This is a genomic window from Azonexus sp. GW821-FHT04F04, assembly GCF_059420025.1.
The window spans coordinates 373,644-392,396 of sequence record NZ_JBWKSX010000002.1; the positions used below are offsets into that span (position 1 = coordinate 373,644).

18 protein-coding genes are annotated in these 18,753 nt (G+C 56.8%); 2 read left to right on the plus strand and 16 right to left on the minus strand.

Annotation, left to right across the window (positions count from 1 at the left end; all coding sequences use genetic code 11):
* Positions 1–10 precede the first annotated feature (10 nt).
* The 16 genes from hflX to AC07TV_RS07230 all read right to left on the minus strand — a co-directional run bounded on the left by hflX (position 11) and on the right by AC07TV_RS07230 (position 15,939).
* Complete coding sequence (hflX, locus tag AC07TV_RS07155) at positions 11–1,165, minus strand: GTPase HflX (protein WP_494647708.1); 1,155 nt, start codon at positions 1,163–1,165, stop codon at positions 11–13.
* A gap of 63 nt (positions 1,166–1,228) precedes the next feature.
* Positions 1,229–1,465: an RNA chaperone Hfq gene (hfq, locus tag AC07TV_RS07160; RefSeq protein ID WP_011288708.1), complete on the minus strand. Its 237-nt coding sequence runs from the start codon at positions 1,463–1,465 to the stop codon at positions 1,229–1,231.
* Positions 1,466–1,541: 76 nt separating this feature from the next.
* The gene (der, locus tag AC07TV_RS07165) at positions 1,542–2,873 is read right to left on the minus strand and encodes a ribosome biogenesis GTPase Der (RefSeq protein WP_494647709.1); all 1,332 of its coding nucleotides are present in this window, start codon (positions 2,871–2,873) and stop codon (positions 1,542–1,544) included.
* Positions 2,870–4,030 carry an outer membrane protein assembly factor BamB gene (bamB, locus tag AC07TV_RS07170; RefSeq protein WP_494647710.1) on the minus strand — a complete coding sequence of 387 codons (1,161 nt, stop codon included), beginning with the start codon at positions 4,028–4,030 and terminating at the stop codon, positions 2,870–2,872. The genes der and bamB overlap by 4 nt, the downstream gene beginning before the upstream one ends.
* The gene (locus AC07TV_RS07175) at positions 4,030–4,668 is read right to left on the minus strand and encodes a YfgM family protein (RefSeq protein WP_494647711.1); all 639 of its coding nucleotides are present in this window, start codon (positions 4,666–4,668) and stop codon (positions 4,030–4,032) included. The genes bamB and AC07TV_RS07175 overlap by 1 nt, the downstream gene beginning before the upstream one ends.
* A 5-nt stretch (positions 4,669–4,673) precedes the next feature.
* A complete protein-coding gene (gene hisS / locus AC07TV_RS07180) occupies positions 4,674–5,963 on the minus strand; it encodes a histidine--tRNA ligase (protein WP_494647712.1) in 1,290 nt (429 codons plus the stop codon).
* Positions 5,960–7,189, minus strand: a complete 1,230-nt coding sequence (gene ispG / locus AC07TV_RS07185; RefSeq protein WP_494647713.1) for a flavodoxin-dependent (E)-4-hydroxy-3-methylbut-2-enyl-diphosphate synthase — start codon at positions 7,187–7,189, stop codon at positions 5,960–5,962. The genes hisS and ispG overlap by 4 nt, the downstream gene beginning before the upstream one ends.
* A 3-nt stretch (positions 7,190–7,192) precedes the next feature.
* Positions 7,193–8,113, minus strand: coding sequence for a helix-turn-helix domain-containing protein (locus AC07TV_RS07190; RefSeq protein ID WP_494647714.1), 921 nt, complete (start codon positions 8,111–8,113; stop codon positions 7,193–7,195).
* On the minus strand, positions 8,110–8,910 hold the full coding sequence (gene pilW, locus AC07TV_RS07195; RefSeq protein WP_494647715.1) for a type IV pilus biogenesis/stability protein PilW: 801 nt from the start codon (positions 8,908–8,910) through the stop codon (positions 8,110–8,112). Before pilW ends, AC07TV_RS07190 begins: the two co-directional genes overlap by 4 nt.
* Positions 8,907–10,001, minus strand: a complete 1,095-nt coding sequence (gene rlmN, locus AC07TV_RS07200; RefSeq protein WP_494647716.1) for a dual-specificity RNA methyltransferase RlmN — start codon at positions 9,999–10,001, stop codon at positions 8,907–8,909. The genes pilW and rlmN overlap by 4 nt, the downstream gene beginning before the upstream one ends.
* Before the next feature lie 10 nt (positions 10,002–10,011).
* Positions 10,012–10,440: a nucleoside-diphosphate kinase gene (ndk, locus tag AC07TV_RS07205; protein ID WP_117608283.1), complete on the minus strand. Its 429-nt coding sequence runs from the start codon at positions 10,438–10,440 to the stop codon at positions 10,012–10,014.
* 72 nt (positions 10,441–10,512) lie between these two features.
* Entirely contained in the window at positions 10,513–11,199 is a 687-nt protein-coding gene (locus AC07TV_RS07210; RefSeq protein WP_494647717.1) for a hypothetical protein, read from the minus strand.
* A 104-nt stretch (positions 11,200–11,303) separates the two neighbouring features.
* Entirely contained in the window at positions 11,304–12,587 is a 1,284-nt protein-coding gene (locus AC07TV_RS07215) for a TRAP transporter large permease (protein ID WP_494647718.1), read from the minus strand.
* On the minus strand, positions 12,584–13,363 hold the full coding sequence (locus tag AC07TV_RS07220; RefSeq protein WP_494647719.1) for a TRAP transporter small permease: 780 nt from the start codon (positions 13,361–13,363) through the stop codon (positions 12,584–12,586). Before AC07TV_RS07220 ends, AC07TV_RS07215 begins: the two co-directional genes overlap by 4 nt.
* A gap of 60 nt (positions 13,364–13,423) precedes the next feature.
* Entirely contained in the window at positions 13,424–14,428 is a 1,005-nt protein-coding gene (locus tag AC07TV_RS07225; protein ID WP_494647720.1) for a TRAP transporter substrate-binding protein, read from the minus strand.
* A 161-nt stretch (positions 14,429–14,589) separates the two neighbouring features.
* Positions 14,590–15,939 carry a dicarboxylate/amino acid:cation symporter gene (locus AC07TV_RS07230; RefSeq protein WP_494647721.1) on the minus strand — a complete coding sequence of 450 codons (1,350 nt, stop codon included), beginning with the start codon at positions 15,937–15,939 and terminating at the stop codon, positions 14,590–14,592.
* A gap of 154 nt (positions 15,940–16,093) precedes the next feature.
* Between AC07TV_RS07230 and AC07TV_RS07235 the strand changes: the two genes are divergently transcribed.
* Together AC07TV_RS07235 and AC07TV_RS07240 are read left to right on the plus strand one after the other, a co-directional pair.
* Positions 16,094–18,079: a sensor histidine kinase gene (locus AC07TV_RS07235; protein ID WP_494647722.1), complete on the plus strand. Its 1,986-nt coding sequence runs from the start codon at positions 16,094–16,096 to the stop codon at positions 18,077–18,079.
* On the plus strand, positions 18,076–18,672 hold the full coding sequence (locus AC07TV_RS07240) for a response regulator transcription factor (RefSeq protein ID WP_494647723.1): 597 nt from the start codon (positions 18,076–18,078) through the stop codon (positions 18,670–18,672). Before AC07TV_RS07235 ends, AC07TV_RS07240 begins: the two co-directional genes overlap by 4 nt.
* Positions 18,673–18,753: the final 81 nt, after the last annotated feature.

Consider the following 18,753-nt stretch of genomic DNA (forward strand, 5'->3'; position numbering starts at 1 on the left):
TGTTGGGAATTCAGTCAATGTAATCGTGTTTTGCTTCATCTTCAGCTTCAGCAATCGCCTTCTGACGGGCTTCTGCTTTCGCTCGGGCATATTCGGCCAAGGATTCACGCAACAAATCCACGCCTTCTCCTGTACGCGCACTAACTCGAACGCGCGCGATATTATCATACTCGCCCCGCTCGATGCCCGGCACGGCTTCTGTCAGGTCTATCTTGTTCCAGACAATCAATTGCCTGACTCGGTCGGCACCAATTTCCCTGAGCACCTTGTTGACTTCGTCGATCTGCTCGTCACGAGCGTGACTGGCACTATCCACCACATGCAACAGCAAATCCGCATGCGTTGCCACTTCCAAGGTTGCATGGAAGGCATCAACCAAAGAATGAGGCAGGTCACGAATAAAGCCAACAGTATCGGATATCACGATATTTCCGGCACCTTGGATCCACAGTTTGCGCGAAGTTGTATCGAGCGTAGCAAATAGCTGGTCGGCCGCAAATACGCCGGCATGGGTAAGCGCGTTGAATAACGTGGACTTTCCTGCATTGGTGTAACCGACCAGAGAAACATTCAGGACATCACCGCGCATCCGCGCTTTACGCTGAACGCCTCGTTGCCTTGAGAGCTTCCCAAGCCTGTCCTTCAACAACTTGACGCGGTTGCCAAGCAAGCGGCGGTCTGTTTCCAGTTGCTTTTCGCCTGGACCACGCATACCAATACCACCACGCTGCCGCTCGAGGTGAGTCCAGCCACGCACCAGGCGCGTAGACAAATGTTCAAGTTGAGCCAGTTCTACCTGCAGCTTGCCCTCCGCACTGGTAGCACGCAAAGCAAAAATATCGAGTATCAGACTGGTTCGGTCGATCACACGGCATTTAAGCTCCCTCTCTAGATTGCGCTCCTGCGCGGGGGAAAGCTCATGATTAAAAATCACCAGATCCGCCTCACCCGCCGCAACCATCGATCCGATTTCGTCAACCTTGCCTTTGCCGGCAAACGTCTTGGGATCGGGGCTCTGGCGCTTGCCAAATACTTCAGAAACAACCACGCCACCAGCCGACTCGGCCAGCAAACGAACTTCGTCCAGTTGATCTTCGAGATCAGGCTGGCCAAAATCAAGTTGAACGATCACCGCACGTTCACCGGCGGCGGGTCGTTCAATCATGGGCGTTTCCGGGAAGGAGAAGCGCAAACCCACCATAACGGCGGGTCGCTGGACAGGATTCGATTATTCCGCAGCCTGTTCCTGCTGGAGGTTGACCGGACGGGCCGGAACCACCGTTGAGATGGCATGTTTGTACACCATCTGGGTAACGGTGTTCTTGAGCAGCACAACGTACTGATCAAACGATTCAACCTGGCCCTGCAGTTTGATCCCGTTCACCAGGTAAATTGAGACAGGAACATGCTCACGACGAAGAGCGTTGAGGAAGGGGTCTTGTAAAAGTTGCCCTTTGTTACTCATGGTGTGGACTCCATGTAATTGTTATGAGGGTCCTAATGTACCCAAATTTATAAAGTGCTGCCAAAGATTTTGCAGTTTATTTCTTGTCTTTGTCGGCGAACGGATTTTTTGCGCTTACGCACTGGATGCGCAACGGGGTTCCCTGCAATTTGAAGGCTTCACGAAAAGTATGCTCGAGGAAACGTCGATAACTGTCCGTGATCTTGTCGACCGCATTGCCGTGAATGACGATGATCGGCGGATTCGACCCCCCTTGGTGAGCATAGCGCGGCTTGGGCCGGAACAGGCCATGCTTGGCCGGCGCCTGCTTGGCGACAGCATCAATCAGGACACGGGTCAGGCGCGGGGTGGTCATTTTGGCCATCGCTGCGGCATAGGCTGAGTCAACCGAGCGGAAGAGCGATTCCAGGCCGATATTGTCGCGCGCTGAAATGAAATGGAACTTGGCAAAATTGAGGAATTGCAACTTGCGTTGCAGGATCAGGCGAGTCTGTTCACGAACGTAGGAATCGAGACCATCCCATTTATTGACTGCAACGACCAGTGCCTTACCGGACTGGACGATAAAATCGGCAATATGGGCATCCTGGTCGGACACATCGGCTTGGGCGTCGACCATCAGGATGACGACATTGGCGTCCTCGATGGCTTGCAGAGTCTTGACCACCGAAAATTTCTCGATCGATTCAAAAACCTTGCCGCGCTTGCGCATCCCTGCTGTATCAATCAGCACATATTTTCGGCCGCCTCGCTCGAAATCGATTTCAATCGAGTCGCGCGTCGTTCCCGGTGCATCAAAGGCGATGACCCGCTCTTCACCGAGCAAAGTGTTGATCAGGGTCGACTTTCCAACATTGGGACGCCCGACGATGGCAACGCGAATCGCGTCGGAGTGCCATTCATCATCTTCGGGCTCGGGAAAACTTTCGAGTGCCAGTTCGACCAGACCACGCACCCCTTCGCCATGGGCCGACGAGATGGCATTGGGCTCGCCGAGGCCAAGTTCATGGAACTCCGCCTCGACCATGCCGGAATTCATGCCTTCGGCCTTGTTGACCGCAACAATGACCGGGCAGTCGACGCGGCGCAGTTTGTTGGCGATTTCCTTGTCGTGTGGCGTCAGGCCAGCGCGACCATCGACGACAAAAATGATGGCGTCGGCTTCGGCAATCGCCTGTTCCGTCTGGCGAGCCATTTCGTGCAGAATGCCTTCCTTGACCAGCGGTTCAAAACCGCCCGTATCGACCACCAGATGGGGCTTCTTCCCCAGTTTTCCATGGCCATAGTGACGGTCGCGAGTCAGCCCAGGGAGATCGGCGACGATAGCGTCTCGCGACTTGGTCAGGCGGTTGAACAGCGTGGATTTGCCGACATTGGGTCGGCCGACCAGAACGAGCGTAGGTTTCATTGAGCCTCTATTGCGCTCACGCTGCCACCCGTGGTCTGAACCAGAACGGCATTACCGAGCATCTGAAGTGGCGCGCGAACCGGCGTGCCATCGGTTTTCTGGCGCGCGGCAAAGCTGCCATCGTCACGGGAAAGGAAGTGAACAATGCCTTCAGCGTCCGCCACGGCGACCAGACCGCGCTGCACAACAGGCGCGGAGAGTCGCCGGTTTTTGAGTTTGTCCTGTTTCCACAGGCTGCTGCCGGACTGACGGTCCAGTGCATAGACGACACCCTTGTCGTCTGCGACGAACAGATAACGGCTATCCATCGCCAATCCAGCCACGGATGACAAGTCACGTGACCATATCAATGCCCCGCCTTGCCCCATATCGAAACAAGCCACGCGCCCCTGAAAAGCGACCGCGCAGATCTGACGGCCATCAACGACAGGCGGCGCAACGATATCAGCCACCCGGTCAAGTTCGGTAGCGCCCTTGGGCAAGGCAACCGCGCCTTCCCAAACCGGAGCACCATTTTGTACCGCCAGGGCGACAAGCTTGCCGCCGGGGTATCCGACAAAGATATAGCGGTCAGCAAACACTGGCGAGCCAGCACTGCGCACGGACAAAGAAGGCGTCGACCGTTGATAGACCCATTTGCGCCCACCGTCGCCAGCATCAAGCAGATGAATGCGGTTGTCACCGCTCTTCACCGCGACGCCATCATCACCGATGACTGGGGCGGCAAGCACCTCACTCGAAACCTTGGACTGCCAAAGCGCTTTGCCATCTTCGGCCGAGAAGGCTAGTACATCACCCTTCGAAGTACCAACGACCAGCAAGCGGCTATTTGCGCCTACGCCAGCCGACAGGGGCTGGCCGGCTTCGACTTTCCAAACGAGCTTGCCGTCTTCCAATTTGGAAACCGTGCCGCTCCGACTGGCCACATAAGCAACGCTACCGACCACGGCTGGCGTGAAGGTATAGTCGCCGGCCTTGCCAACACTGACAGACCACGTCGTACGAACTTCGGCTGTTGCGGTAAACGGCCCCAACGGAGCCATTTTCGGGCCGGCACTGGCAAACGGATTGATCGAATCGATCGTATCCGACACGGTCGCGCAACCGCCAAGGAGAAGGCCGGCGACGGCGAACAGGGCAGCAAGTTGACGTGACATCAGACGGCCTCACCCAGATTGTCGAGTTTCTGTTGCAGCAATTCGCGACCGGCGCCCTGCTTGCCGGTCATTTTTTCCAGTGCTGCCTTGTAGGCCGTCCGCGCTTCAGCTTTTTTGCCTTGAGCTGAAAGCACGTCGCCCTTCAATTCCTGAAAGCGTGCCTCAAAAGCTGGTGCATGAGCGGCTTCGAGCTGCTTGAGCGCATCGTCGTAGGCTTGCTCGTCAACTTGGACGGCAGCCAGCCGCAGACGAGCCAGATCCCTGATTTCGTCCTTGCCATTTTCGGCCACCCAGCCAAACTGGGTCTTCGCCGTCTTCAGGTCACCTGCCTCAAACGACTGCTTGCCAGCCAGCATTGCACCTAGGGAGGCATAGCTGGTGCTGCCGAATTTCTCGGCCAGTTCACCTGCTGCCGCTTTGACCTTCTGGACATCACCGATGGCTGTCGCCTGCTCCAGTACGCCATAGATGGCTGCAGCTTGCGCCGACTGCCCGCGCTGATACCAGTTCCAACCTTGCCATCCGATAACCCCCAGCGAAGCAGCAACAACCACGCTCGTCACGAGGTTGCCGTACATCTTCCACCAGGTTTTCAGGGTATCGATCTGTTCCTGTTCTTCGAGGTCGTAATGCGCCATGCTGCTTATTCCTCTTCGTCCGAATCAATAATTTGATCGATGATGGCTTCTGCCAGTTCATCGACTTTCAGTTTACGTTGTTCGATGCCAGCCTGACGTAGCGACTTCAACTGGACTTCTCCGCTAGACGCTTCGTCATCGCCAATAATCACCGCGAAAGTCGCGCCGCTGCCATCGGCTTTTTTCATCTGCGACTTGAAGCTTCCACCACCGCAATGCTGGAGCACATCGACGCCTTGATCACGCAAGCCTTCAGCGACACGGAAGGCAAGGCGAGCCGCCTCTTCGCCCTGATGGACCAGGTAGACATCCGGCGCAGGGGCTGTCGGCTCGCCACCGGAATCCTTGATCAATGCGATCAGGCGTTCGATACCCATGGCAAAACCACAGGCTGGCGTTGGCTTGCCGCCGAGTTGCTCGACCAAGCCGTCGTAACGGCCACCAGCGCAAACCGTACCCTGGGCACCCAGTTTGTCGGTCACCCATTCGAAAACCGTCAGGTTGTAATAGTCCAGACCGCGGACCAGACGCGGATTGATCGAGAAGGGGACGCCTGCATCACGCAAAACGCGCTGCACGCCTTCGAAGTGAGCCAGCGACTCGGCACCCAGGTAGTCAATCAGCTTCGGCGCAGCGGCGCACAGCTCCTGCATGGCCGGATTTTTGGTATCGAGAATGCGCAGTGGATTGGTGTGCAGGCGACGCTTGGCGTCCTCGTCAAGCAACTCGGCGTTTTCCTCGAAGTAGGTAATCAAGGCGGCGCGATGTTGGGCCCGCTCGTCGGACTGACCGAGGCTGTTGAGCTGCAGTTCAATACCATCCAGCCCGAGGTCGTTCCACAAACGTGCACCCATCAGGATCATTTCGGCATCGATGTCCGGGCCGGTCATACCGAAGGCTTCGACACCAACCTGATGAAACTGGCGATAACGCCCCTTTTGTGGACGCTCGTGGCGAAACATCTGACCGATGTAGTAGAGCCGCTGGGTCTGGCGGGCTGCCAGATTGTGCTCGATGACGGCACGCACACAACCAGCCGTACCTTCGGGACGCAGGGTCAGAGCTTCACCGTTCAAACCATCGATGAAGGAGTACATTTCCTTTTCGACGATATCGGTAACTTCGCCGATGGCGCGCTTGAAAAGCGGTGTCGGCTCGACGATGGGCATGCGAATCGGGCGATAGCCGTAGCTTTTGAGCCACGACCGGATGGTGTCCTCGAACAGTTCCCAGAATGCGGCTTCGTCCGGCAGGATGTCGTTCATCCCGCGGACTGCTTGCAATGTTTGACTCATGACTTCAGTTTCTTGGTGTAGGTGCGCTCGACATAGCGCTCGATGATTTGCTTGAATTCGTTGGCGATGTTGTCCCCCTTGAGGGTGACGGTCTTCTGGCCATCCTCGTAAACTGGTGCCGATGGGGCCTCGCCGGTCCCCGGCAGGGAAATTCCGATATTGGCGTGCTTCGATTCGCCGGGGCCATTGACGATGCAACCCATCACAGCCAGAGTCATGTTCTCGGCCCCGTCGTAGCGCAGCTTCCATTCCGGCATCTTGGCACGCACGAAATCCTGGACTTCGCCGGCCAGTTCCTGAAATAGCGTACTGGTCGTCCGACCGCAGCCGGGACAAGCCGCAACCATCGGGGTAAAGGCACGCAGGCCCATCGTTTGCAGGATTTCCTGGCCAACGATGACTTCCTGGGTACGCGAACCACCGGGTTCCGGGGTTAACGAAATACGAATGGTGTCGCCGATGCCCTCCTGCAACAAAACGGAGAGCGCGGCGGTCGACGCGACAATTCCCTTCGAACCCATGCCCGCTTCGGTCAAACCGAGGTGCAGCGCGTAGTCGGCGCGCTTCGAAAGCTCGCGATAAATGGCGATCAGGTCCTGAACGCTGGAGACCTTGCAGGACAGAATGATCTTTTCGCCGGGCAAGCCAACTTCCTCGGCTTTGGCTGCGGACTCGAGGGCCGATGTGACCATCGCGTGGCGCATGATCTCGGTCGCATCCAAAGGCTGCGGTCGACCGGAATTTTCATCCATTATTCGAGCCAGCAGTTCCTGATCGAGACTGCCCCAATTGACGCCAATGCGGACCGGCTTGTCGTACTTGCAGGCCAGTTCAACCATCTGGGCGAACTGTTCGTCCTTTTTCTTGCCGAAACCAACGTTGCCCGGGTTGATCCGGTACTTGGCCAGCGCCTCGGCGCAGGCCGGATGCTCGGTCAGCAAGCGGTGGCCGTTGTAATGAAAATCACCGATCAGCGGCACATTACAGTTCATCCGGTCAAGGTGCTCGCGGATTTTCGGCACTGCAGCGGCTGCCTCCGGCGAATTCACCGTGATGCGCACCAACTCTGAACCGGCACGGGCCAGTTCGGCCGTTTGCAAGGCCGTGGCTAGATAGTCGGCGGTATCGGTGTTGGTCATCGACTGGATAACTGTCGGGGCATCGCCTCCCAGTTTCACATGGCCGACGAAACACGACCGGGTCAAGCGTTTGGCAACAGCGCTCACGATTTACTCCAGAACCAGACGAGCCACGTCGCCGCGCGTATATGGCGCCAGATCAACGGCCTCGCCATGCCAGAAGACACGGACGCCCGGCGCGTAGCCGATGGTGACCGAGAGCGGTCCCTGTCCGGACAGCGATTGTTCCGTACCAGCCGTCAGCTTCTGGGAAAACACGACCTTGTTGTCGCGATCGCGAACCTCAAGCCAGGAATCCTTCTCGAACAGAAAACGCATTTGGGGAGCGTTAGCTGGCGCCGCTCCGGGCGCTCTCCCATCCGGGTTAGCTGGCAGAGCCGGGGGGGCCGACTGGAGACCCTGCAGTTCAGCCGGCGCGAGCACCTGCGGATTCATGACCTGTTGCGGCGTCGCTCCGGGCGGGAATACCGGCTCTGCAACAGGTGAAACTGGCGCCGACGTCGACACTTCGGGATCCTTGCGAGCCAAAGAGTCGAGCAGCGATTGGGTACTTTCGCGCAAAGACGAAAGATCGCCTGGCATCAAAAAATATGCCAAGGCAGCCAGAACGACAGCACCTACCCCAACCAACACAACCAGCTTGCTGCGCCGGGATCCGGCACTACCGGAATGTGGCATCGCTGCCGGCGCCATCTCGGATACGCCGAGGTTATTAACCGGCGTTTCCAGTACATCATCGAGTTGCGCCATCAGCGGGGCCGGATCAATCTGTATCAGGCGGGCATAATTGCGAACAAAGCCACGAATGAAGGTATTGCCCGGCAAACTTTTCCAGTCGCCGCGCTCAAGTGCTTCCACCTGCCGCGGCCCGAGCTTGAGCGTCTGCGCGATATCAGCCACCTCTAACCCACGTGCTTCGCGCGCCACACGCAATTGCTCGCCGACTTGGGGCACGAACATCACAACAACCTCTTCTGCGACGCCGTCCTGAATATTCACCTGCTCACTCATTCAAAATTGCCTTTTAGGAATTCCTGATACTCCGACGATGTCGGATATCGCCCACGCAGTTGCGAAGCGTAGCCCGCTTCACCCCCGCGGTTACCCTGCTTGCGCTCAAGGCGCAACCCAAGCCAAAGGGCATCAGCCGTTGGCGGCTCCATCATTTTCAAGGCTTCCGCCAAATAAATGCGAGATTCTTCGAAATTGCCGCGCTTGTAAAAAATCTTGGCCAGTTGCAGGCGAGCCGACATCGCACCATCGCGTGAAAGCTGCAAGGCTTTGAGCAGGTAATCCTGCGCACCATCGAGATCACCTGCTTTGAAAGCGCAGGTGCCGGCGTTGGTGTAAGCCCTGTCCGGCGTTTCGTACAACGGGCTCTTCAGCGCATTGAGAAAATAGGCGATGGACTGGCGCTCCCTGCCCGTTTCACAGAGATACCAGCCGTAGTTGTTATTGACTTCAGGATCGTTCGGCGCGAGGTTCAACGCCTGCCGAAAATCGTCTTCCGCCTTGTCGTATTCCTTCAGCGAGAGGCGGACCAAGCCGCGCACGCTGTACGCCTGAAAATAACTGGAGTCCGCACTCAGCGCGATACGCAACTCATCCAGCGCAACCCCCGGATTTCCGGCCTGAAAATACATGGCACCGAGCTCGGTGTGAATCTTGGCTCGATTGCGCGGATCTGTTGTGCCTTTTGACTGACCGGTTGCAGAGGGATTGAAATCGTATTGAGCCTGAACGGACAAAACACAGAGTGCGCCCAAAAGAACACCCGCGATTCGATTTTTCAGCGAAAAGATTTTCACGATCTTGCCTCCACTAAGGGAATCACTCGTCCGGCGGTGCGTTTGGTTTTATCCAGCACTTGCCCGGCCAACTGGCCACAGGCGGCATCGATGTCGTCACCGCGCGTCTTGCGCGTCGTTGTCACGATTCCGGCCTGCATCAGAACATCAGCAAACCGGCGCACCCGCTCGGCCGGGGAACGCTTGAACGGTGAGCCCGGGAAGGGGTTGAACGGGATCAGGTTGAACTTGCAATGCACATGCTTGACCAGCGCCAGCAGTTCGCGGGCGTGGGCGTCGCTGTCATTGATACCGTCGAGCATGATGTACTCGAAGGTGATGAAATCACGCGGCGCCTTGTCCAGATAACGCTGGCAGGCCGCCATCAGTTCTTTCAATGGATATTTCTGGTTGATCGGCACGATCTGGTCGCGCAGCTTGTCGTTCGGCGCATGCAGCGAAACAGCCAGAGCGACCGGACACTCATCGCCCAGACGATCCATGACCGGCACCAGACCCGAGGTGGACACGGTGACGCGGCGGCGCGATAAACCGTAAGCGTTGTCGTCGAGCATCAGCTTCAAGGCGGCAACGGAATTTTCGAAATTGGCGAGCGGCTCGCCCATACCCATCAGGACGACATTGGAAATAACCCGTTCGTCGCCGTGGACCGCACCCAGTGCGTGATTGGCCTGCCAAAGCTGGCCGATGATTTCTGCCACCGTCAGGTTGCGGTTGAAACCTTGCTTGCCAGTCGAGCAGAAAGCGCAGTCAAGCGCACAACCAGCTTGCGTCGAGATGCACAGCGTACCGCGGTCGTCTTCCGGAATGAACACCGTTTCGACGGCGTTGCCGTTGCCAACGTCGATTAGGAACTTGCGCGTACCATCGTCCGACAGCTTGTCGGAGACGACAGCAGGCGGCGCCACGACCGCCTTCGCCTTGAGCTTCTCGCGAAGACTCTTGGCGATGTCGGTCATGGCATCGAAGTCCGCCACGCCGGAACGATGGATCCAGCGCAAGACCTGCCTGGCGCGGAAGGGCTTCTCGCCCTGCTCGGCAAACCAGGCAGTCAGGCTTTCGCCATCGAAATCCAGCAGATTGACGGTCATTCGGTATTGATTAGCGACCAGCGTAAACGTTCAGACCCGGGAAGAAGAAAGCAACTTCCACGGCGGCGGTTTCCGGAGCGTCAGAACCGTGCACGGCGTTGGCGTCGATCGATTCAGCAAAGTCGGCGCGAATGGTGCCCGGAGCAGCTTCCTTCGGGTTGGTAGCGCCCATCAGTTCGCGGTTCTTGGCGATGGCGTTTTCGCCTTCGAGCACTTGAACCATGACCGGACCGGAGGTCATGAAGGAAACCAGATCCTTGAAGAAAGGACGAGCTTTGTGCACAGCGTAGAACTGGCCGGCTTCCTGCTCGGACAGCCAAACCATCTTGGAAGCAACGATCTTCAGACCATTGGTTTCAAAACGGGAGTAAATCTTGCCGATAACGTTCTTGGCAACAGCGTCGGGTTTGATGATGGAGAGGGCGAGTTCGATAGCCATTTAATTGCTCCGCAAAAGCTAGTCAGTTGAAAAACGGGCAATTTTAGCAGATTCAGAACACGAACGCCCGAATCACTGCGCTGGCGATTTCTCGCCTTCGAGCTTGTTCAACGGTTCGCGCAACTCGGCGAAATTGCGCGGCGCGACGTATTGCAGCAGTTCTTTGCCGTCGCTATCGACCACGACATCAAGTCCCTTTTCGGGATAGAGCAGATGGACCCGCTTTTCCGAGACAGCCAGCCGTTCGCCCGGCGGCCCAAAACGCTGGATCACCGTCGCTTCATCAAGATTGACCGACGGAATGACGCTGATCGCCTTGACCGGCATTTTTTCAATTGCAGCCAGATCATCCGGGCTCAATGTGATCTTGCGCGTCATGCTTTCCATGTGCTTGGCCTTGAGGGCACGATCACGCATTTCCAGAATCAGCTCATTTTTCGCGTCGACCGTGACAATCACCTTGGCCAGAACAAAACCAAGCGCCACCTGCGAGTAATAGCCTTCGAGCGTACCCATTTCGTTTGGCTCGGCGACGATCGCCACGTCCATCTCGCTACCAAACTTCTGGCGCACCTCACCGATGGTGCTGCCCCCCGGGTGCAGACCGAAGACTGAGCTGCCACCCTGGGCATCGAGTTCGATTTGCCAGGGCAGGTTGGCATTGGGATCGACGCCTTCCTGTTTCCCCAGCCCCGGAACCAAAAAGGGAACAATCAAAGCAATGGCGATCAGCGCGATCATCGAGAGTGCGAATTTCATGATTTCCTAACGGACTTTCCGGGGACAGGATTGTGCCACACCCACCCCACAAAAAAACAAGCCCCGAACAGGGTCGGGGCTTGTCAATTACGGGAAGGCCAGCCTTAAATCATGCCCATTGTCCGCGGCAACCAGAGCGAAAGATCCGGCCAGTAGGTAACAACCATCAGGAAGCAGAGCATGGAGAGCAGCCACGGCCAGACGGCTACGGTCAACTCGGTAATGCCCATCTTGGTTATTCCCGACGCGACATAGAGATTCAAGCCGACCGGCGGATGGCACATGCCGACCTCCATATTCACCACCATCAGGATGCCGAAATGCACCGGATGGATGCCGAGGGCAATCGCCACCGGGAAGAGAATCGGCGCGAAGATCAAAACAATGGAAGACGGCTCCATGAAGTTACCGGCGAGCAGCAGAATCACGTTGACCGCGAGCAGGAAGGTGATGATGCCCAGCCCGTTGCCCAGCATCCAGTCAGCCAGCGCTTGCGGGATGTTCTCGTTGGTCATGATGAACGAGAAGAGCACGGCATTGGTGATGATGTAGAGCAGCATTGCCGACATGTTGGCCGAATTGAGCAACACCTTCGGCACATCCTTCAAGCCCAGATCCCTGTAGATGAAAACAGCACAAATAAAGGCGTAGACCGCAGACATTGCCGCCGCTTCAGTTGGCGTAAAGATGCCGGAATAAATCCCGCCCATCACGACAACGATCAACAGCAAGCCCCAGACTGAGGCGCGGAATGCCTTCCAGCGCTCGCCCCAGGTCGCCTTCGGCTGACGCGGATAATCAAACTTCTTGGCGCGATACCAGGTAACACCGCCCAGCGTCGCCGCCAGCGCCAGCCCCGGAATCACCCCGGCCATGAACAAGGCACCAACCGAGGTATTGGTCGCCACCGAGTACATCACCATGACGATGGACGGCGGAATCAGGATGCCAAGCGCCCCGGAAGTTGCGATCACGCCAGCCCCGAACTTGTTCGGGAACCCCGCCTTGACCATCGCCGGCAGCAGAATGGAACCAATCGCTACGACCGTCGCCGGGCTGGAACCAGACACCGCAGCGAACAGCGCGCAGGCCAGCACGCCAGCCAGACCCAGACCGCCGTACCAGTGACCGACCATCGATGTGGCGAAATTGATCATCCGTTTCGCCACCCCGCCGTGGGTCAGGAAATTGCCGGCGAGGATGAAGAACGGAATCGCCATGATTTCGAACTTCTCGATGCCGGTAAATAGTTTGAGCGCCACCGATTCAAGCGGCACCTCGGTCATCGTGAACAGGAAGGTCAGCACCGTCAGGCCAAGCGAAATCGAAATCGGCATGCCGGTCAGCATGAGCACGGCCAGCAGGCCAAAAATCACCAGGGCGTTCATTGCTGACCTCCTTTGTCGCCGTCATTGCGGCGTTCAGCCGCACGACGTTCGTTTTCCTGCGTGCTGCTCTCGCCACGCCGGCGATCCTCACCCGTACGGCGCTCGCCAATCATCGGGTGCTTGAGGTCATGCATGTGCAGGTTGTCATCCATGCCATAAAGATTGACATCGACCGGTGGCGTCTCATCCTCCAGACCATCGACATGACCATGGTCATGGTGCGGCAATTCGCCAGTACGAATGAACGAGACACAGACCTGCAGAAATCGGAAGCACATCAGCGAAGAACCAAGCGGAATGGCGCTATAAACGATCCACGTCGGCCATTCGAGATCAGGCGTCGTCGGTCCTTCATAGTTGTCGCCGGTATCGATGCCAAGGAACTGGAAGATGGCGTAATGCGCCCCGTTTTCCCAGACGAAATGACCGCCCAGCGTTGCCACGATGCCGGTAAACAAGGCGCCGGCCAGCAATCCGAACACAATGGCCTTGCCGCGGGCGCTGTCGTCAAGCCGGTTGATCAGCACATCGACCCCGACGTGGATACCGGTACGCACCCCGTAAGCCGCACCGAACTTGGCCATCCAGACAAACATGATGATGCAGAGCTCCTGAGCCCAGCCGAAATTGAGTGTCAGCAACCAGTCCTGCAGGCCGGGAATATCCATCCCCGCCAGATAACGGTGCATGACTGAGACGAAAATAATGAGTGTGGCCGCTCCCATCAGGAAGGTGACCAGCAACTCTTCAAGGTGATTCAACGCCTTGTTGATCATGACGAGTTCCCCCGTTGTGACGCGGGGGCCGTAGCCCCCGCGTTCATGTTGCAGCTACGGTTAGAGGCTGTCCGGCTTGAAACCGATATCCTTGTAAACCGCCTGGATCACTTCCTTGCCAACGCGGCCTTCCATTTTTTGATGGACCGGCACCAACGCCTTCTTGAAAGCCAGGCGCTCTTCCTTCGTCGGCGCATAGACCGTCGTCTTGCCGCTCTTCTTCACCGCATCCAGCGCGCCGTCGTTTTCAACCTTGGCGATCTGGTTGGCGTAACGCGTTGCCTGCTCCATGGCGTCTGTCAATTGCGCCCGAACGTCAGCCGGCAGGCCATCCCAGAACTTCTTGTTAACAATGACCGCATAGCCCAGATAACCGTGCTCGGTCAGCGTCAGATGCTTCTGCACTTCATGCATCTTCTGGGTGTAGAGATTCGAAATCGGGTTCTCGGTACCGTCAACCACACCGGTCTGCAGCGCCTGATAGACCTCGGAGAACGCCATCACCTGCGGCAAACCGCCCAAGGCACGGACCTCTTCTTCGAGCACCTTCGACGACTGGATGCGCAACTTTTTACCCTTGAGGTCAGCCGGTGTCTTGATCGGCGTATTCAGCGAGAACGACTTGAACCCATTGTCCCAGTAGCCCAGACCACGAATACCCTTGGGCTCAAGCTTGGCCAGCAACTGCTTGCCAACTGCACCGTTGGTTACTTTGCGTAAGTCGTCATAGCCGCTGAAGATAAAAGGCAGATCGAAGACCTCGAACTCCTTGACACCTAGCGGACCAAACTTGGCGAGCGACGGAGCAAGCATCTGAACTGCGCCCAACTGCAGCGCTTCCATTTCTTCCTTGTCCTTGTACAGCGTCGAGTTGGCATAGACCTCGACCTTGACCTTGCCCTTGGTCAGTTCGCCTGCTTTCTTGGCAAACATTTCGGCAGCCTTGCCTTTCGGCGTATCGGCTGCCACTACGTGGCTGAACTTGATGACGATGGGGGCTTGGGCATAGGCGGCCAGCGACAGCGCGCCGGCAAACAGGGCAACCAAAAGCTTGGATACTTTCATTGTTTTCTCCTCCGGATATGGAATAGCGAAATTTATAAAATTTCCGCTGAGTGAAATTATTACGAAAGATATAACTACTGTGTATTGTGGTTTTCCACATACCAGTCGCCCATAAAAAAACCGCCGGACCAGCCGACGGCTTTTTGCAACGATCTTCGCGATCAGTGATGCTCGACGATAGGCCGCGGAACGTGGGGAATGATCATGTCCGGAGCATCGTCCAGAACCAGTTCCGGATTGTCTGCCTCGTCTGCAGTTTCGTTGTTGAGGACAGCATTCATCCGCTTGGTATCCAGCGCATTGCACCACTTGGCTACCACCAGCGTAGCAACGCTATTGCCAATGAAGTTAGTCAGAGCACGGGCTTCTGACATGAAACGGTCGATCCCGAGAATCAGGGCCAACCCGGCCACCGGCACGGTGCCTACGGCCGACAGCGTTGCTGCCAATACGATAAAACCACTGCCTGTCACTCCGGCGGCGCCCTTGGAGGTCAGCAACAAAATGACCAGCAGGGTAATTTGCTGTCCGATATCCATCGGTGTATTGGTCGCCTGAGCGATAAAAACGGCAGCCATGGTCAGGTAGATCGAGGTGCCATCGAGATTGAAGGAATAGCCGGTCGGCACGACCAGACCAACGACTGACTTCTGCGCCCCGGCATTTTCCATCTTGGCCATCAGGCGCGGCAATGCGGACTCCGAAGACGAAGTGCCAAGCACAAGAAAAAGCTCCTCCTTGATGTACTTGATCAATTTGATGATCGAAAAGCCGTGGGCCGCAGCAATACTACCCAGCACGCCAAGAATGAAGATCAGACAAGTCAGGTAGAACGCCCCCATCAGGCTGGCCAACTGGGTCAGGCTACCGACACCGTGCTTGCCAATGGTGTAGGCCATCGCACCGAAAGCACCGACTGGAGCCACCTTCATGATCACGCCAACGATACCGAACAGCACATGGGACAATTTCTCGATCAACTCGAAGACCGGCTTGCCACGCTCACCGAAGGCATGCATGGCATAGCCGAAGAGGATCGAGAAAAACAGCACCTGCAGCATGTCACCCTTGGCAAAGGCATCGACGACGCTGGTCGGGATGATGTTCAACAGGAAATCAACCGTGGACTGCATCTTGCCCGGCTCGGCGTATTTGGCAATACCCTTGGTATCGAGCGTCGAAACATCGACATTCATCCCGACGCCCGGCGCCCAGACATTAACGACGACGAGGCCGATGATCAGCGCGATCGTGCTCACCACCTCGAAGTAAAGGACGGCCAGGCCACCGGTCTTGCCGACCTTTTTCATGTCTTCCATACCGGCAATGCCGACGACGATGGTGCAGAAGATAATCGGGGCAATGATCATCTTGATCAGCTTGATGAAACCGTCGCCCAGTGGCTTCATCGCCGCGCCGGTTTCGGGATAGAAATGGCCGAGAGCCACGCCAATGACGATCGCGACGATCACTTGAAAATAGAGACTCTTGAATATCGTTTTTTTGGCCATGGTATTTGCGTTGGTCCTCGAATGCGTACTCCGGAGAATTCCAGAAAACGGGCCGCAGTATCTCCAACACGATATCGGGCGGCCATTGTGGATATCCGAATTGTGGAAAGCCACAATCAACCGGCCCGAAAAAACGTGGTGTACCATTTTGCAAATGAATCACACGCTTCCGATCCCGCCCGGCAGTTCGCGCCGGCTACGCTGGCTGCTGGCCCTGCCCAAGCTGGGTATCGTCCTGTTACTCGTCGCCGTGCTTACCCTGATCTGGCTGCTGCACCGCAACGAAGTGGAAGAAGAACGCTCAGCCCTGATCAAGGACGTGCTCTGGCTGGAACAGAATCTGCGTTTCCACCTCGACGGCAACGAAGAACAAATGCAGCAGCTGGCGCTGGACATGGCCAACTCGACCAATCGCCAGAAGCTGTTCCGGCTGCGCGCCGAGCACATATTGAAAAACTCGCCGGATATTGCCCAGGTACTCTGGCTGGATGCCGCCCGACAGGTGCTTGACGCCTTGCCGACCACAACGCCACCGGATAGCGAAATCGAATCATTCGGCCCCTCCGTCACAGCCAAGGCTTTCGAATTAGCCAGCCGGCTGGGTAAACGGCAATACACCGAACCTTTCTTTCTTGACGGAAAACGCGCCTTCGTCGAGCTGCTCGTTCCCGTCTTCAATGAGCGTCGCATAACAGGCATGCTCGTCCTCTTGTATCCACTGGACACCCTCCTCGCCAATCAGGTGCCATGGTGGTTTACCGAGAAATACAAAGTCGAGATTGTCGACGACAACGATCTCCAATTCGCCACAAAAACCCATATTTCCGGCAATCGCAGCCAGAGCTACGAAATCCCCTTCGACCCGCCTGGCTCCGGTCTGCTGCTCCGGGTAACAAACTACAACGCCCCGGATAACTCACTACAACGCCTGCTGGTCGCCGCCATCATATTGCTCGCCGCTGGCGTCTTCTGGAGTTTGTGGCTGGTCCGCGACCTGATGAAAAAACGCTCTCTTGCGGAGGACGCGTTGCGCGAAGAGCACGCCTTCCGGGCCGCCATGGAGGATTCGCTGACCGTCGGCATGCGCGCTAGAGACCTGCTTGGACGCGTCATCTACGTTAACCCCGCCTTCTGCAGAATGACCGGATTCAGTGCAGCTGAACTGGTCAACAAGGCACCGCCCATGCCCTATTGGGCACCAGAACAGCTCGAAGAAACCTATGCCATGCACCAGACGGTTCTGGCCGGCGAGGCACCACCGGATGGCTTCGAAATCACCTTCATGCGCAAAAATGGGGAGCGCTTCCAGGCTCTTGTCTATGAAGCCAAGCTAATTGATGGCAGTGGAAGACATACCGGCTGGATGGCCTCGGTGCTTGATATAACTGAACGTAAACACGCCGAAGAGTTGGCTCGCCAGCAACAGGAACAACTGCAATTCACGTCTCGCCTGGTCACCATGGGCGAAATGGCATCCACCCTGGCCCATGAGTTGAATCAGCCACTTGCTGCCATCGCGAGCTACAACACGGGTTGCCAGAACTTGCTGAGCAGCGGCAAGGTCACACCACAAGAAATTCTGCCGGCCCTCGAAAAAATCGGGGTGCAAGCCCAGCGCGCTGGCAAAATCATTCGCCGCGTCCACGACTTCGTTCGGAAAAGCGAACCCAAACGCGCCCCCTGTCTGCTCGGCGAAGTCATAGAAGACTGCCTCGGCTTCGTCGAAGCTGAGGCGCGCAAGCGGCATGTCCGGATCGAATGCGAAATCCCGTCGCTACCGCCGATCCCGGCTGACCGACTGATGCTCGAGCAAGTCCTTCTGAACCTGATCAGGAACGGCATGGAAGCGATGGCCAGCAACGATGAAGCCGACCGCGTCTTGCATATTGCGACCGAAATCAGCGGCAGCGAACTGCATGTCAGCGTCAGTGACCGAGGCTGCGGCATCTCGCCGGAAATCCGCGACAAGTTGTTCACCGCGTTTTTCACTACCAAGCCAGAAGGCATGGGAATCGGGCTGTCGATCTGCCGCTCCATCATCGAATTTCACCGCGGCCGATTGTGGGCTGAAGACAACCAGCAATCGCCAACCGGAAGCGGTACGATATTTATTTTCACCCTGCCTATGGAAGCCGCATGAACGCCCCCCAAGCCCATCTAGTTGATGACGACGATGCCATTCGCGACGCCTTGGCCTGGTTGCTGAAATCACGCGGCATTCCCTACGCCACCTACGACTCAGCAGAAAGCTTCCTGGCTGCCTGGACACCCGCCACCAGTGGCTGCGTGGTCCTTGACATGCGGATGACCGGCATTAGCGGCCTCGATTGTTTTGATCAATTGCTTGAAAGAAAATCGATGCTGCCCGTAATATTTCTCACGGGTCACGGAGATGTCCCGCTCGCCGTCAGCACGCTCAAGAAAGGCGCTTTCGACTTCTTCGAAAAGCCGCTCAACGACAATGAACTGGCTACTCGCATTGAGGAAGCAATGGGACTCGATGCGGGCCAGCGAGCGGCAAATGCCACGGTCGACTCGGTAAAAGCACGAATTTCGACATTAACCACCCGCGAGCGCCAAATCATGGAACTTGTTCTGCTTGGCAAATTCAACAAGGTTATCGCCGACGAATTGAACATCAGCATGCGCACCGTCGAGGTGCATCGCGCCAACCTTTTCGACAAAATGAAGGTGAAAACCGCAGTCGAACTAGCCAATCTACTTAAACCCTGACACCGATGCTTCCCTAGCGCTTCATTTTTCGCTAGCATCACGCAACATTCACGTCGCCACTCCGGCGCAACCTTACCCATT

Bases quoted from the DNA above. Each gene is read 5' to 3' on its own strand.
- hflX (WP_494647708.1), bottom strand. From the start codon at position 1,165: ATGATTGAACGACCCGCCGCCGGTGAACGTGCGGTGATCGTTCAACTT.
- hfq (WP_011288708.1), bottom strand. From the start codon at position 1,465: ATGAGTAACAAAGGGCAACTTTTACAAGACCCCTTCCTCAACGCTCTT.
- der (WP_494647709.1), bottom strand. From the start codon at position 2,873: ATGAAACCTACGCTCGTTCTGGTCGGCCGACCCAATGTCGGCAAATCC.
- bamB (WP_494647710.1), bottom strand. From the start codon at position 4,030: ATGTCACGTCAACTTGCTGCCCTGTTCGCCGTCGCCGGCCTTCTCCTT.
- AC07TV_RS07175 (WP_494647711.1), bottom strand. From the start codon at position 4,668: ATGGCGCATTACGACCTCGAAGAACAGGAACAGATCGATACCCTGAAA.
- hisS (WP_494647712.1), bottom strand. From the start codon at position 5,963: ATGAGTCAAACATTGCAAGCAGTCCGCGGGATGAACGACATCCTGCCG.
- AC07TV_RS07190 (WP_494647714.1), bottom strand. From the start codon at position 8,113: ATGAGTGAGCAGGTGAATATTCAGGACGGCGTCGCAGAAGAGGTTGTT.
- rlmN (WP_494647716.1), bottom strand. From the start codon at position 10,001: ATGACCGTCAATCTGCTGGATTTCGATGGCGAAAGCCTGACTGCCTGG.
- ndk (WP_117608283.1), bottom strand. From the start codon at position 10,440: ATGGCTATCGAACTCGCCCTCTCCATCATCAAACCCGACGCTGTTGCC.
- AC07TV_RS07210 (WP_494647717.1), bottom strand. From the start codon at position 11,199: ATGAAATTCGCACTCTCGATGATCGCGCTGATCGCCATTGCTTTGATT.
- AC07TV_RS07215 (WP_494647718.1), bottom strand. From the start codon at position 12,587: ATGAACGCCCTGGTGATTTTTGGCCTGCTGGCCGTGCTCATGCTGACC.
- AC07TV_RS07220 (WP_494647719.1), bottom strand. From the start codon at position 13,363: ATGATCAACAAGGCGTTGAATCACCTTGAAGAGTTGCTGGTCACCTTC.
- AC07TV_RS07225 (WP_494647720.1), bottom strand. From the start codon at position 14,428: ATGAAAGTATCCAAGCTTTTGGTTGCCCTGTTTGCCGGCGCGCTGTCG.
- AC07TV_RS07230 (WP_494647721.1), bottom strand. From the start codon at position 15,939: ATGGCCAAAAAAACGATATTCAAGAGTCTCTATTTTCAAGTGATCGTC.
- AC07TV_RS07235 (WP_494647722.1), top strand. From the start codon at position 16,094: ATGAATCACACGCTTCCGATCCCGCCCGGCAGTTCGCGCCGGCTACGC.
- AC07TV_RS07240 (WP_494647723.1), top strand. From the start codon at position 18,076: ATGAACGCCCCCCAAGCCCATCTAGTTGATGACGACGATGCCATTCGC.